The sequence below is a fragment of the Arenibacter sp. 6A1 genome (assembly GCF_012272855.1).
Classification (GTDB): domain Bacteria; phylum Bacteroidota; class Bacteroidia; order Flavobacteriales; family Flavobacteriaceae; genus Arenibacter.
Genome location: NZ_JAAXCQ010000005.1, coordinates 13,079 through 26,567 on the forward strand (window position 1 = coordinate 13,079; position 13,489 = coordinate 26,567).

The following is a 13,489-nucleotide window of genomic DNA, read 5'->3' on the forward strand; positions in this document are numbered from 1 at the left end:
TTATTGTATCCGAATGTAGCAGGCAAAAACAAAAGGGATGAATTTGTAAACCTTAAAAAATAAAATCATGAATAAAAATAAATTTATTGGCAAGCCTGTGATCTCATTTTTCTTGACCTGTTTTCTATTCATCAATATTACTATGGCATTTTCTGCCCATAAAATTAGCGGATTAATTGTAAATCCTTTAGTTGTACAGGACGTTGACCTAGAACTGGAAATGACCGTTGACAACCCAACAGCAGATATTGGCACGGTAGTTAATTTTACTATAGCCATTAACAACAATGGACCTGGGGATGCTACCAACATAGAAATTTTAGCAAGTTTGCCTAATGGTTATGCTTTTATAAATGCCTCTAGTACCAAAGGCAACTATGACGCTTTATCAGGGGTATGGATCATAAAACAACTACCAAAATCAGAAAAGGTCCTTCTTACTGTTACAGCCACCCTTTTAAATTACGAAGGTTCTCTCTATCTGGCCGAAATAATGATATGCGACCAAGACGATACTGATAGCATCTTTGGAAATGGTGTAGATACCGACGGTGACGGAGAGGTGGTTGATGACCCCGATGATGAAGACGACGGCGACGGACAGGATATTAAAAATAAAATTAAAAGTGAGGCCAATGATGAAACTACCTTTAATTCTAAAAAGGCATATACCTCCCCTGAAGATTGCCCTACAGGAATAAGAATGCTTTTAACCGATCATAAAAACAGAATACAAACCTATTTCTTTGATCACAATGCCATTGCCATGCGAGTAGAGTTTGATCCTAAGGAAAAACAAAAGCCAATGTTTTTTGACAATGACGGGTATGTATATACCTATGCAAAAAAGCAGGGATATTATAAGACTCCCTTTGCAAAAATGATGAAATTGCTAAAAAACATGAATAGTTCCCTTATCGATAACGCCGATAATAACTACGGGATCGATGTTGGCCCTAACAAATTTCCTGTATTGGAATGGGCCTTTACCTATTATGAAGATGCCTTTAGAAATAGGCCGGAGATAACCGAGCAAACCGTTGCTTACCAAGGTGACAATAATTCTACCAAGTTTACCCTCAATAGCGGAGACAATCAAGGTTCTTTTATAATTTTTGATTCTCAAGGAAGATTGCGAATAATAGAAACACGTAAACAAGGAAAAGCGGAATATTTTTATGAAAACCATAACGTCACCATTCCACCTTCTCAGGAAGCTCCCGGCTTATTTAACCTCTTTGGAGGATAGTGGTCAAGGGGTATCTACTGTAGGATTATCTTAGAAAAGAACAGTTGTTCTGACAACCTTATAGCTATACCTAGTTTGCGGCATCCAAGTTCACCTTATATAACTAAAACACTCACCTATGAAATGGTTCCTTAGCACGATTCTCTTATTGGCCCTTGTCATATCCTGTGGAGAAACCACTAAAAAAACAGAGAACACACCGGAAAGTCAAGCAGAAATACCTGCACAAAACATGGACAAAACAACCGAAAAAAGCGCGCACAACACCACCTTGCTGTGCAAAATAAACGGTGAAGATTGGGGGTACACCTCCGCCTCTGGCTTGGTATCCCGCAACAGTACTACCAAGGTGCGTACGGCCACGCTAACCTTTGAAAAAAAACTTCCTAAAGGCAGTGAGGCGGTACAGCTGGAATACGATGTGGATAGCAATACCCTTACCCGTGTTTTGGCAGAACTTAAACGCCCCGATAAGGAAGGTAATTTATTTACCAATTTTTATAATCAATCGGCAAACCAGTTAGATCGAAACCCCGAGGCCAGCATGGCGGGGACTGTTACCTTATCGGAAGACGAACGTGTCGCTGCAGGCAATGCCCTTTTTACTGTTCAAAACGACTTTGAAAAAGACAAGCTTGGCAATGCTTCGGACATTCTCATCACCGTTTCCGATCTTAAATTTTCGGGGGTACCCTATTCCGATACGGACGATTTAAAAAAGATGCTCAAGAAATAAAACTTAAAAGAAAAGATAAACCAGCTGCTTTAAAGCAAAAACCGAGGCTTTGGCCTCGGTTTTTGTTTTATTATACTTGCTTGGTCACGGGCAAAAACGCTGCCTCGAACAAAGCGGAAAAATGTTTCAATAATTTTTCTTTCACCCCTTCCAAGTCCACTTTTTCAACTCCCAATTCTACGTTTAGGGAAGTTACTGCCTTGCCTTTTATCCCACAAGGGATCATCAAATCAAAATAACCAAGATCGGCATTCACATTTAAGGCAAAACCGTGCATGGTTACCCATCGACTGGCCCTTACGCCCATGGCACATATTTTACGGGCAAAAGGAGTGCCTACATCTAACCAGACCCCCGTTTCTCCAGGAGAACGTTCGGCTTTTAAACCATACTCTTTTAGGGTTAGAATGACGGTTTCTTCTAAGAACCTCAGATATTTATGAATATCGGTAAAAAAATTATCCAGATCCAAAATAGGATATCCTACAATTTGCCCTGGCCCGTGATAGGTAATATCGCCGCCTCTATTAATCTTATAAAAACTAGCGCCCTTTTCCTTTAAAACATTTTCATCGACCAAAAGATTAGTCATGTCACCACTCTTGCCCAAGGTATACACATGAGGATGCTCTACAAAAAGCATATGGTTGGAAGTTTCCAATTGGGTGTCTTCTCTTCTATTTTTTATTTTAACATCTAGAATAGACTGGAACAAAGATTCCTGATAATCCCAAGTTTCTTTATAGTCCTTACGACCCAAATCTTCTAAAAGAATCTTTTTATTCATGTGACAAAGGTACAAAGTCTGTAAAGAATTTTATATCAAAAAACACCAATTAAGCCATGCTGTTGTGTTGTATTAAAAAACAATGGCTATACCATTAGTCCCTATAATGCCTCATCAACTTGGTTATGATCTAACAAACTACCCTATATGGCTTTGGGCATAAGCTGCAAGCAACTCCCCTTCCTTAATTCATAATACTTTGGGCTGAATCTAGTCCTAGTTAATCAGGGTTATTAAGGATAATCAAAGCTGCTATCACTCCTGGCACCCATCCGCACAGGGTTAAAAGAAAAACAATAAGAATAGATCCACATCCTTTCCCTATAACGGCAAGAGGCGGAAAAAAAATAGCTAATAATACTCTCCAGAAACTCATTTTTTATTTTTAATTTTTACGGTATCGCTTTAAAGATAAAGGGATACTTATATGACCCAAAATTAGGCAGAATGTTACAAGAGTATAAAATTAATATTTAGCAACACAACAATCCTAACTATTGGATTGATAGATTAAGCTAGAGTACCTATATTTGCAGCCTTAATTATAAGCATATGCAACTTTCGGAACAAGAAGTAATCAGGAGAGAAAAACTTACTAAATTAAGGGAGCTGGGCATAGACCCTTACCCAGCGGCCCTATACCCAGTGAACAATACTTCTAAAGGAGTTAAGGACCACTACGAAGAAGGCAAAAAGGTAGTCCTTTCCGGAAGGCTAATGTCTAGAAGAATTCAGGGTAAAGCTTCTTTCGCTGAATTACAGGATAGCGAAGGACGTATACAGGTTTACTTTAATAGAGACGAAATATGTACAGGAGACGATAAGACCTTGTACAATGAAGTATATAAAAAGTTATTGGATATCGGTGATATTATCGGTATCGAAGGGGAAGCCTTTACCACCCAAGTAGGTGAAAAAACAGTAATGGTAAAAAACTTTAGCTTATTGAGTAAATCTTTACGCCCTTTACCATTACCAAAGGTAGATGCAGAAGGCAAGGTTTACGATGAGTTCAATGATCCAGAATTACGTTACCGTCAGCGGTATGTAGATTTGGTGGTGAACCCGTCGGTAAAGAAGAACTTTATTAAGCGTACCAAAATCACCAACAGTATCCGTCAGTTTTTTAATGAAGCCGGTTACTTAGAGGTAGAAACCCCTATTTTACAGCCAATTCCAGGAGGTGCTGCCGCGCGTCCGTTTATGACTCATCACAATGCCTTAAATATGCCTTTGTATTTAAGAGTTGCGAACGAACTATACCTAAAACGATTAATCGTCGGTGGTTTTGATGCGGTCTATGAATTTGCCAAAGATTTCAGGAACGAAGGGATGGACCGTACCCACAACCCGGAATTTACGGTTATGGAACTATACGTTGCCTATAAAGACTACCACTGGATGATGGATATGACCGAGAGGTTGTTAGAAAAAGTAGCGCTCGATTCCAATGGTGCTACCAAAGTTCAGGTTGGTAAAAATGAAATAGAATTTAAAGCCCCTTACCCTAGAGTTCCAATTTTGGAAGCCATTAAAACACATACTGGTTATGATGTTGCCGGTATGCCAGAAGCAGAGTTGCGTGAGGTAGCCAAAAAACTTGGCCTAGAAGTAGATGAAACTATGGGTATTGGTAAGCTTATAGATGAAATATTTGGTGAAAAGTGTGAGCATTTTTACATCCAACCAACATTTATTACGGATTATCCAAAAGAGATGAGCCCGCTTACTAAAGAACATAGAGACAACCCTGCCTTAACAGAACGTTTTGAGTTGATGGTAAACGGTAAGGAATTAGCGAATGCATATTCCGAGCTGAACGACCCAATTGACCAGCGCGAACGCTTCGAAGATCAATTGCAACTGTCGGAAAAAGGTGATGATGAGGCCATGTTTATTGACCAAGACTTCCTTAGAGCCTTAGAATACGGAATGCCTCCTACCAGTGGTATCGGTATCGGTATAGACCGTTTGGTGATGTTAATGACTAACAATGCCTCTATCCAAGAAGTATTGTTCTTTCCTCAAATGAGGCCAGAGAAAAAGCCTGTAGATCTTTCCGAAAACGAAAAGGCTATTTTCGATATTATTAAAAAAGAAAAAAGAATGCCTTTAGAAGCTCTAAAAGCAGCTTCGGAACTAAGCAACAAGGCTTGGGACAAAGGAATAAAAGGTTTGGCCAAACACGGCTTGACCAATGTTATCAAGGATGGCGATGCTTTAATTTGCGAATTAAAGGCTTAAGCACAAAATTCTTGTATTAAATAAAAGGTAAAGAGACTGTCTGTAAAGGCGGTCTCTTTTTGTTTTAAAGGAAATCATGCAACTAAAAAATACAATTCCCCTAAAAAAAGAATCCCCCCTAAAATCAGCAAAGTCTTTGCTGAACAAAGACTTTACCTTCGACTAACTCAAATATTACCTACAAAATATTTGTAGATCGCTATGAATGTACAAGTTACACATAATTAAGGGTTTTGATCAAAAAATAATTATAATTTCCATTCAGTTTACGCTTCAAGAGTACCTTCCATCCGCCCCAAATCATAGTAGTTTTTTTAAGGCTGTTATAAGTTTCTAAAAATTAAATATTTTTCAGTTCTTTGATAAATTGAAGAAATCATCTAATCTAATTTAAGCATGTTTAAAAAATTACTCCCAAAAATGTTATTTACATTTTTGTTGTTGGGCTGTATCACCACCACAGAAGCCCAAATTTTTAAGAAGAAAAAACAAAAAACCGATCAATCGGACACAAAAGCTAAAAAGGGAGAATTAGAGCCCTATGCCAAAGTAATTACCAAAGAAGCCAAGACAGACAAAGGTCTCTTTGATGTTCATACGGTCGGGGATAAATACTATTATGAAATACCAGATTCTTTGTTCAACAAAGAAATGTTAATGGTGACTAGAATTTCCAAAACAGCTAGTGGCATTGGTTTTGGTGGAGGAAAAATAAACACCAAGGTCTTACGATGGGAAAAGAACGCTAAAAAGGTATTATTACGTGTGGTTAGTTATGATGTGGTTGCCGCAGATTCTTTACCGGTACATGAGGCGGTTATAAATTCAAATTTTGAACCTGTATTGTATAGTTTCGATGTTAAGACCATTAAAAAAGATTCGGTAAACCCGGCTACCGTAATTGCCATTAATGAACTCTTCGAAAAAGACGTTAATGCCTTGGGAATGCCAGAAGGGTATCGCAAGCAATTTAAGGTATCTCGTTTAGACGATTCTAGAAGTTTTATCGAATCAATTAAAAGTTACCCTTTAAACATTGAAGCCAGACATGTAAAAACATATGTTGCCAGTAATGCCCCTTCCAACGGAAGTTTAGGGTCTATATCTATCGAAATCAACAATTCTATGATTCTTTTACCGAATGAACCTATGAAACGACGCTATTTTGATGAGCGCGTAGGTTGGTTTGCCCGTGGACAGATAGATTACGGCTTGGATGTACAAGAGAGCAAAACCATCAAATTTCTTGACCGTTGGAGGTTGGAAGTAAAAGATGAGGACATTGAGAAATTTAACCGAGGAGAATTGGTTGAACCCAAAAAACAAATTGTCTATTATGTAGATAGGGCCACTCCAAAACAGTGGGTGCCTTTTATTAAGCAGGGAATAGAAGACTGGCAGGTAGCTTTTGAAGCGGCAGGTTTTAAAAATGCCATCATTGCCAAAGACCCTCCAACAGTAGAGGAAGATCCGGAATGGTCGCCAGAAGATGTGCGTTATTCTGTAGTGCGTTATTTAGCTTCCCCGATTCCTAATGCCAACGGACCTCACGTTAGTGATCCTAGGACAGGGGAAATATTGGAATCGGATATCAACTGGTACCACAACGTTATGAGTTTATTGCGAAACTGGTATTTTGTACAGACCGCCGCTATTAATCCAGAGGCTCGGGGGGTTGCTTTTAAAGATGAGGTTATGGGTAGATTAATCCGTTTTGTGTCATCACATGAAGTAGGACATACCTTGGGATTACCACACAATATGGGAAGCAGCGTTGCCTACCCTGTTGACTCTTTACGCTCTGCTAGTTTCACCAAAAAATATGGTACAGCTCCTTCCATAATGGATTATGCCAGATTTAATTATATAGCACAACCAGGTGATGAAGGTGTTGCCATGATGCCAGAAATTGGGGTATACGACAAATATTCCATTGCTTGGGGCTATAGACCGATATTGGATAAAACTGCGGAAGAAGAAAAAGAAATCTTAGACCGTTGGATCCTAAAGCATGCCGGTGACCCATTATACCGTTTTGGACACCAACAAGTAGGAGATGTCGTTGATCCAAGCTCGCAAACCGAGGATTTAGGGGACGATGCCATAAAAGCAAGCTACTATGGTATTGAAAACCTAAAACGAATTACACCTAGACTGATAGAATGGACGGCCGAAAATGGTAAAAATTACGACGACCTTGGCACAATGTACGGACAGGTAGTATCTCAGTTCAACAGATATATGGGGCATGTTAGCAATAATATAGGAGGTGTATACGAAAACTACAAAACCTACGACCAAGAAGGAGCCGTATATACCCCGGTTGACAAAGACCACCAAAAAAACTGCTTGGTTTTTATTCAGGAACAATTGTTCGAAACACCGACCTGGTTAATCGATCAGAATATTTTTAATAGAATAGAATACTCCGGATCCGTAGAACGTCTTAGAAAAGTTCAAGTAAATACTTTGAACAATATTTTGAGTTTAGGAAAGCTAGCGCGATTAATAGAACACGAAACTGCAAATCCTTCAGAAGCTTATAAGATTCTAGAGATGATGAAAGACCTTCGACAAGGAATTTGGTCTGAAACCAAATCTGGACGTACCATAGATACCTATAGAAGGAATCTACAAAAAGCCCATATAGACAGATTGGAATTTCTGATGACCGCGCCTAGCGAAGGTAAAAAGTCTACTTCTGGCGGATACCAAAAGTCTACTGTCATAAACACTAGTCAGTCTGATATTAGGTCTATTGCTAGGGCAGAACTAAATACTCTCAAAAGAGAAGCTAAAAATGCCGTTGCAAAAACAAGAGATTCTATGAGCAAATATCACTTACAAGATGTCGTAGAAAGAATAGAGGCCATTTTGGATCCAAAATAAAATAGTTTCTAGTAACATCAACTAAAAGGTGCGGTTTTTATCGCACCTTTTTTGTTTAATTCATCCTTCAAATCCATTAAAATTAGAGTAAGAATTTAGTTACACCACAATAAACAGGCATTTCACAACAATTCCTGTAAACTATACTTTTATTTTTGTAGTTTTAGGATGAACATAAATCGTTCCCGCTATATGTCCTATAAAATAAAAAGCCTACTGTATTTACTAGCTTTTATAGCATCAACCGTTCTTTACTTAAGTCTTGAACCAGAAAATAACTCCGAGCATAAGGTTGAACATTTAGAACCCCAAGTAAAAGAAATTGAACAATTAGATTCCAAAGAAGTGGTTCAAACAAAAGAAAAATTGCAAGATTTGCAATAATTTTTAACCATTTTCTTACCTACCCCCCCACTCCTCCAGATAGAAATTTCCCTAAGACTGTTGGGCCATCCCCTAAGCTACCTACCTCGTTTCCCTCACATTTACAGCGCTTAAGGTGCTTATCGGTTTTAAACCAATTCCTCTTATTCTAGTCTTACCTATATAACATAAAAAGGTATCACTATGAAAAATGCTATTATAGTATTCGCAATGTTAATAGGACTAACTGCGTTGGCACAAAAAGAAGGACAACAAAAAAATGCTGGAGAGACGAGACAGGAAATGACTCCCGAGCAAATAGCAAGCTTACGGACAAAAAAAATGACCCTTGCACTGGACTTAAGTCAAGCCCAAGAAAAACAATTAATGACCCTTAACTTAAAAGCCGCCAAAGAACGCAACAAGAAAATGCAAGAGCGAATGGCTTCAAAGGCCAAAGGAGAAGAGGCGAGGCTATCCGCGGAACAGCGTTACGCTTTAAGAGCAGAAATGCTCGATCGTAAAATAGCGCATCAAAGAAATTTAAAAACAATTTTGTCACCGGAACAATTTTCAAAGTGGCAAAAAATGGCGCACAAAGGTCATACTGAAAGACGTAAAAAAAGAGGCGATCATCATAAACACGGTCACCATCAGAAGTAATACAATCGCCCTAATAAAAAAGGCCCTAAGTGCATAATGCACATAGGGCCTTTTTCTATATTGTATTCAACTATTTAAGCGTTGGTGCTATCTTATCTAGTGCCAAAATGGTGGCATCCAAATCTTCGTAAGATAGTGCATCGTTTAAGAAATAACTTTCAAAGGCACTCGGTGGCAAGTACACCCCATGGTTCAACATCCCATGGAAATATTTCTTAAAAAAGTCATTATTACCTTTAACCGAAGATTTAAAATCTACCACTGGTTCATCGGTAAAATGTACGGACATCATAGAGCCCAACCTATTCATTTGATACACTACTCCATGTTTATCCAAGACTTTTTCTATCCCCTTGGCCAAATACTCAGTCTTTTTGGCCAAACTTTCAAACACTTCTGGATGCTCGTTTAATTCGGTCAGCATTGCCAATCCCGCACTCATAGCCAAAGGATTTCCACTTAAGGTCCCTGCTTGGTACACAGGTCCCTCTGGTGCCAAATAGGCCATAATTTCGTTCCTAGCAGCGAAGGCCCCTACTGGCAATCCGCCACCGATAACCTTTCCGAAGGTTACGATATCGGCATCGATCCCCAAAACTTCTTGAGCACCTCCTTTTCCCAATCGGAATCCGGTCATTACCTCATCAAAGATCAATAAGATCCCTTCTTGGGTACACAGTTCACGAAGCCCTTTAATAAAGCTATCGCTTGGAATAATACAGCCCATGTTCCCCGCAATAGGCTCAATAATCACGGCGGCAATTTCTTCCTTGTTCGCTGTGGTCAGCGCCTTTACGCTTTCTAAATCATTGTATTCTGCCAAGAGCGTATCTTTGGCCGTTCCTTGGGTGACCCCCGGACTATTAGGGCTTCCAAAAGTAACGGCACCACTACCGGCCTGAATTAAAAAGGAATCGGAATGCCCATGGTAGCAACCCGCGAATTTTATAATTTTATCTTTTCCGGTATAACCTCGGGCCAACCGAACAGCACTCATACAAGCTTCAGTACCGCTATTTACAAAACGGATCTTATCAATATTGGGCACCATAGAAACCGCCAATTTTGCCAATTGTGTTTCTATTTCTGTCGGCATCCCAAAAGAAGTCCCTTTTTTGGCCTTCTCGATTACTGCATTGATTACGGGCTCATAGGCATGTCCTAAAATTAACGGCCCCCAAGAGGCTATGTAATCTATTAGGCGATTGCCATCTTCATCGTACAAATAGGCTCCTTTGGCTTCCTTAACAAATATAGGAGTTCCTCCAACAGCCTTAAATGCCCTCACTGGAGAGTTTACACCACCAGGAATAAATTGCTGGGCCTCTTCAAATAAAGCACTACTTCTTTTATAGATCATGTATAAATTATTTTAATTCTGATGTAACGGTCAGTTTTTGTCCAATGGCCAAATTACTGTTCTTCATATTGTTCAACTTCATCAATTCTGGAATGGATACAAAATATTTTTTTGAAATCGAATATAGGGTATCGCCTTTTTCAACGATATGGATTTTGTGGTTCGTTGTCCTTGGTTCTCTCTTTGCCAAAGGCCCCTTCCCTAAAACTTCCCTGTCGTATTTATCTAATTGATAGCGTTCTATTAAGGAAATTAACTTTTCAGGATAACGTTTATCAGTAGCATACCCTGCCTTCTGTAAGCCATGGGCCCAAGATTTATAATCGTCATGGTCTAAACTGAATAAGGAAGCGTACCTAGCCCTTGTGGTTAAAAATATGCTGTGGTCCCTAAAGGAATACATAGGGTGGTTATACTTTCTAAAACACTCTCCCTTTTCATCATCATCGTGATGATCGTAATCTCCGGTCCAACCAGTATGGCATTTTATCCCAAAGTGGTTATTGGTCTTTGCACTTAATGCGCCCTTTCCTGCCCCACTCTCTAAAATCCCTTGTGCTAGTGTAATGCTCGCTGGAATCCCGTACGCTATCATTTCAAATTTGGCCATTTCGGCAAAGGTCTCTATATACTCACCAACGGAATTCACGGAGAACTTCACAAACTCCCCAGAATCTTCGGGCAACGCATAAAATCCATCGTCGGCTTTTTTATTATCTACTTTCTGCGCTCGATCTACCTTGGAAACTACAGATTTCCTAACAGGCTTTTTGCTATGGGCTGCTTTTCTTTTGGCCCCGCAACTCGACAAAAACATCCCTAAAAGGACAACAATTACAACTCTTTTTATCATATACAGATATTTATAGCATTTTAACGGTCATATGTAATTCACCATAGCTGAATTCGTATTGGCGACCAGTTATCGGTCCTGCCCATTTCATACTTTCAATAATGGTAAGTTCTTCTTTTTTAATACTAAGTTCATTCCTTCAATCCCTTGGAGCCCTCCGCTATGGATGGCTAAAATTTTGGTTCCAGGACTAAAATAATCCCGTTGTACAAGATCAATGATCCCATACAGCAATTTTCCGGTATACACCGGATCTAAGGGTACACCCGTTTTATCTTTAAAATTATTTATAAAATTCACTAGGGATTCGGTTACCTTGGCATATCCTCCAAAATGGTAATCTGTTATAAGCTCCCAATTTTCCTTGGTGACAAATTTACAAATATCCTTTTTCAGAAAATCGCCCTTCAAAGCAGGAAAACCAAGGATTTTTTGTGATGGATCCGATGCTTCTATAATTCCGGCCAAGGTACCACCAGTGCCGGCACTAGAACAAACAACATCAAAGTCCATATCGGAAGAAGTCAATATTTCCGCACACCCTTTTACGGCCAAAGCATTGGTGCCTCCTTCGGGAATAATATAACAAGGCCCCACCGCTTCCTTTAGTTTTTCTAGAAATGCGTCGTCGGTTTTATCCCTATATTGATTTCTGGTTATAAACTGAAACTCCATTCCCTGTTCACTAGCCATCCTAAGGGTAGGGTTTTGCCTCCATTGATCTACCAGCTCTTCTCCACGAATGACGCCAATAGTTTTAAGGCCTGCTATTTTTCCGGCATAGGCTGTAGCAGCAATGTGATTGGAATATGCCCCACCAAATGTCAGTAAGGTTGTCTCTCCCCTATGCTGGGCCTCCAGTATATTATACTTTAATTTCCGGTATTTATTCCCGGAAATAAACGGATGGATCTGATCTTCCCTTTTTATAAAAAGAGAAATCTGCTTATCCGTTAATATAGATAGGTTTATTTCCTGATTTAATACCTGCAACATGGACATTTTTCAGACCCAAAGATATTTAATAAAGCTAAAAGGTCTTCGTTCTTTTAAGTAATTTAAATTTTTTTCGTTTTGATAAGCTTCTCGCTCAAAACTTATATTCCGGTATGCTTTATAACGATCAAAATATATTAAAAGTTTAAGAACCCCCTCAAAGACATAAATAAAATAAAAAAGAAGAAGGAGCAATTCACTTTGTTGTTTTAAATGTATTCTTTCGTGATTCAAAAGAACCAAGTCCTTTTTTAAGGCGCGATTTTTTACAATGATAAACGGCCATAGAGCGAGCCCTATATAATCCTTATAAAAAAAATATTTGAATACTATAATCATGATGAATTACTTTAGGACCTATAAAAGTATAGTCCCTAGGAGAAAGAATCTAGCGAACTCGCCTACTGGCAAAATAATGGTTTTTAGGTTTCTTTAAATGCCAAACTCTGTTAAAAAGCCATCTTAAGCTATATTGTTTCAAAAATATTGATATAAATTTACAAAAATGAAGAAAACAATACCATTGGAGGACGGCGATTTTTATCTTTCGGAAGAAGGGTACAAGGTCTTTACGCAACAATTCCATTTAAAACGAGGTTACTGTTGCGAAAGTGGCTGCAGGCACTGCCCTTATGGCTACAGTCGAAAAACAAATACACAAGGCTGATAATAAGGCATTCGGCATGATTATTGATGTTTTTCCTATAGAATATTCTAAGTTATAACTCAAAATAAAAACAGCTATGAAAAATATTAAATTTTTATTCCTCCCCATCTTGATGTTGTTTTTTATTAGTTCTTGTACTTCTATTCAAGTATTATCGGACTACGATAAAGAGGCCAATTTTAATTCGTTCAAAACCTATGCTTTTTATAAAACAGGTATTGATAAGGCCCAAATTTCCGATTTGGACAAAAAAAGAATTTTAAAAGCCATAGATACTGAAATGAGTGCCAGAGGTTTTGTAAAATCTAACGAGCCAGATATTTTACTGAGTATTTTTACAAAAGAAAAACAACAAGTAGATGTCTATAATAATTATTGGGGCGGCGGTTATTACGGCTGGGGATGGCACCCTTATTACTGGGGCGGGCCATGGTCAGGCAACAATGTGAGCACCAGAACAGAAGGGTCGCTTTACATTGACATTATCGATGCCAAAAACAAAGAATTGGTTTGGCAAGGAAGAGGAGTAGGAACCCTGCACAATATTAGAAATATGGAAAAAAAGGAACAACGCATTAAAGAATTTGTTTCAGAAATACTAGAAGCCTACCCTCCAGGAAGCTCTATGAAATAACACTTAAAAAAAAACCGCTCTAAAAAGCGGTTTTTTTTGTTTGCTACT

General features: G+C 38.7%; 13 protein-coding genes. 8 read left to right on the forward strand and 5 right to left on the reverse strand.

Annotation, left to right across the window (positions count from 1 at the left end):
• Nucleotides 1-67: 67 nt before the first annotated feature.
• Both HCG49_RS05385 and HCG49_RS05390 read left to right on the forward strand, forming a co-directional pair.
• Nucleotides 68-1,249 (forward strand): DUF11 domain-containing protein, encoded by a 1,182-nt coding sequence (locus tag HCG49_RS05385; RefSeq protein ID WP_168468526.1) that lies wholly within the window; start codon nt 68-70, stop codon nt 1,247-1,249.
• Between the two features lie 118 nt (nt 1,250-1,367).
• The gene (locus HCG49_RS05390; RefSeq protein ID WP_168468527.1) at nt 1,368-1,985 is read left to right on the forward strand and encodes a hypothetical protein; all 618 of its coding nucleotides are present in this window, start codon (nt 1,368-1,370) and stop codon (nt 1,983-1,985) included.
• Between the two features lie 70 nt (nt 1,986-2,055).
• Here the strand turns inward: HCG49_RS05390 and lipB are convergent, their stop codons facing one another.
• Both lipB and HCG49_RS05400 read right to left on the reverse strand, forming a co-directional pair.
• Nucleotides 2,056-2,772: a lipoyl(octanoyl) transferase LipB gene (gene lipB, locus HCG49_RS05395; RefSeq protein WP_168468528.1), complete on the reverse strand. Its 717-nt coding sequence runs from the start codon at nt 2,770-2,772 to the stop codon at nt 2,056-2,058.
• Between the two features lie 220 nt (nt 2,773-2,992).
• Entirely contained in the window at nt 2,993-3,148 is a 156-nt protein-coding gene (locus HCG49_RS05400) for a YqaE/Pmp3 family membrane protein (RefSeq protein WP_168468529.1), read from the reverse strand.
• A gap of 176 nt (nt 3,149-3,324) precedes the next feature.
• On the opposite strand from HCG49_RS05400, the gene lysS reads away from it, so the two are divergent.
• From lysS to HCG49_RS05420, 4 genes are all read left to right on the forward strand, one after another.
• Nucleotides 3,325-5,016, forward strand: a complete 1,692-nt coding sequence (lysS, locus tag HCG49_RS05405; RefSeq protein ID WP_168468530.1) for a lysine--tRNA ligase — start codon at nt 3,325-3,327, stop codon at nt 5,014-5,016.
• A 396-nt stretch (nt 5,017-5,412) separates the two neighbouring features.
• Entirely contained in the window at nt 5,413-7,905 is a 2,493-nt protein-coding gene (locus tag HCG49_RS05410) for a zinc-dependent metalloprotease (protein ID WP_168468531.1), read from the forward strand.
• A gap of 192 nt (nt 7,906-8,097) precedes the next feature.
• A complete protein-coding gene (locus tag HCG49_RS05415) occupies nt 8,098-8,289 on the forward strand; it encodes a hypothetical protein (protein ID WP_168468532.1) in 192 nt (63 codons plus the stop codon).
• 183 nt (nt 8,290-8,472) lie between these two features.
• Complete coding sequence (locus HCG49_RS05420) at nt 8,473-8,931, forward strand: DUF4890 domain-containing protein (RefSeq protein ID WP_168468533.1); 459 nt, start codon at nt 8,473-8,475, stop codon at nt 8,929-8,931.
• A 70-nt stretch (nt 8,932-9,001) separates the two neighbouring features.
• On the opposite strand, the gene hemL is transcribed toward HCG49_RS05420, so the two are convergent.
• The 3 genes from hemL to HCG49_RS05435 all read right to left on the reverse strand — a co-directional run bounded on the left by hemL (nt 9,002) and on the right by HCG49_RS05435 (nt 12,140).
• The gene (gene hemL / locus HCG49_RS05425) at nt 9,002-10,291 is read right to left on the reverse strand and encodes a glutamate-1-semialdehyde 2,1-aminomutase (protein ID WP_168468534.1); all 1,290 of its coding nucleotides are present in this window, start codon (nt 10,289-10,291) and stop codon (nt 9,002-9,004) included.
• A gap of 7 nt (nt 10,292-10,298) precedes the next feature.
• Nucleotides 10,299-11,144 (reverse strand): glucosaminidase domain-containing protein, encoded by an 846-nt coding sequence (locus HCG49_RS05430; RefSeq protein WP_168468535.1) that lies wholly within the window; start codon nt 11,142-11,144, stop codon nt 10,299-10,301.
• Nucleotides 11,145-11,231: 87 nt separating this feature from the next.
• Nucleotides 11,232-12,140 (reverse strand): 1-aminocyclopropane-1-carboxylate deaminase/D-cysteine desulfhydrase, encoded by a 909-nt coding sequence (locus tag HCG49_RS05435; protein WP_168468536.1) that lies wholly within the window; start codon nt 12,138-12,140, stop codon nt 11,232-11,234.
• A gap of 505 nt (nt 12,141-12,645) precedes the next feature.
• Here HCG49_RS05435 and HCG49_RS05440 point away from each other — a divergent pair.
• On the forward strand, nt 12,646-12,807 hold the full coding sequence (locus HCG49_RS05440; RefSeq protein WP_168468537.1) for a DUF5522 domain-containing protein: 162 nt from the start codon (nt 12,646-12,648) through the stop codon (nt 12,805-12,807).
• 76 nt (nt 12,808-12,883) lie between these two features.
• Nucleotides 12,884-13,441 (forward strand): DUF4136 domain-containing protein, encoded by a 558-nt coding sequence (locus HCG49_RS05445; RefSeq protein ID WP_168468538.1) that lies wholly within the window; start codon nt 12,884-12,886, stop codon nt 13,439-13,441.
• Nucleotides 13,442-13,489 lie beyond the last annotated feature (48 nt).

What these genes read in the sequence shown, in the direction of transcription:
- HCG49_RS05385 (WP_168468526.1), top strand. Translation starts at nt 68, where the DNA reads ATGAATAAAAATAAATTTATTGGCAAGCCTGTGATCTCATTTTTCTTG.
- HCG49_RS05390 (WP_168468527.1), top strand. Translation starts at nt 1,368, where the DNA reads ATGAAATGGTTCCTTAGCACGATTCTCTTATTGGCCCTTGTCATATCC.
- lipB (WP_168468528.1), bottom strand. Translation starts at nt 2,772, where the DNA reads ATGAATAAAAAGATTCTTTTAGAAGATTTGGGTCGTAAGGACTATAAA.
- HCG49_RS05400 (WP_168468529.1), bottom strand. Translation starts at nt 3,148, where the DNA reads ATGAGTTTCTGGAGAGTATTATTAGCTATTTTTTTTCCGCCTCTTGCC.
- lysS (WP_168468530.1), top strand. Translation starts at nt 3,325, where the DNA reads ATGCAACTTTCGGAACAAGAAGTAATCAGGAGAGAAAAACTTACTAAA.
- HCG49_RS05410 (WP_168468531.1), top strand. Translation starts at nt 5,413, where the DNA reads ATGTTTAAAAAATTACTCCCAAAAATGTTATTTACATTTTTGTTGTTG.
- HCG49_RS05415 (WP_168468532.1), top strand. Translation starts at nt 8,098, where the DNA reads ATGTCCTATAAAATAAAAAGCCTACTGTATTTACTAGCTTTTATAGCA.
- HCG49_RS05420 (WP_168468533.1), top strand. Translation starts at nt 8,473, where the DNA reads ATGAAAAATGCTATTATAGTATTCGCAATGTTAATAGGACTAACTGCG.
- hemL (WP_168468534.1), bottom strand. Translation starts at nt 10,291, where the DNA reads ATGATCTATAAAAGAAGTAGTGCTTTATTTGAAGAGGCCCAGCAATTT.
- HCG49_RS05430 (WP_168468535.1), bottom strand. Translation starts at nt 11,144, where the DNA reads ATGATAAAAAGAGTTGTAATTGTTGTCCTTTTAGGGATGTTTTTGTCG.
- HCG49_RS05435 (WP_168468536.1), bottom strand. Translation starts at nt 12,140, where the DNA reads ATGTTGCAGGTATTAAATCAGGAAATAAACCTATCTATATTAACGGAT.
- HCG49_RS05440 (WP_168468537.1), top strand. Translation starts at nt 12,646, where the DNA reads ATGAAGAAAACAATACCATTGGAGGACGGCGATTTTTATCTTTCGGAA.
- HCG49_RS05445 (WP_168468538.1), top strand. Translation starts at nt 12,884, where the DNA reads ATGAAAAATATTAAATTTTTATTCCTCCCCATCTTGATGTTGTTTTTT.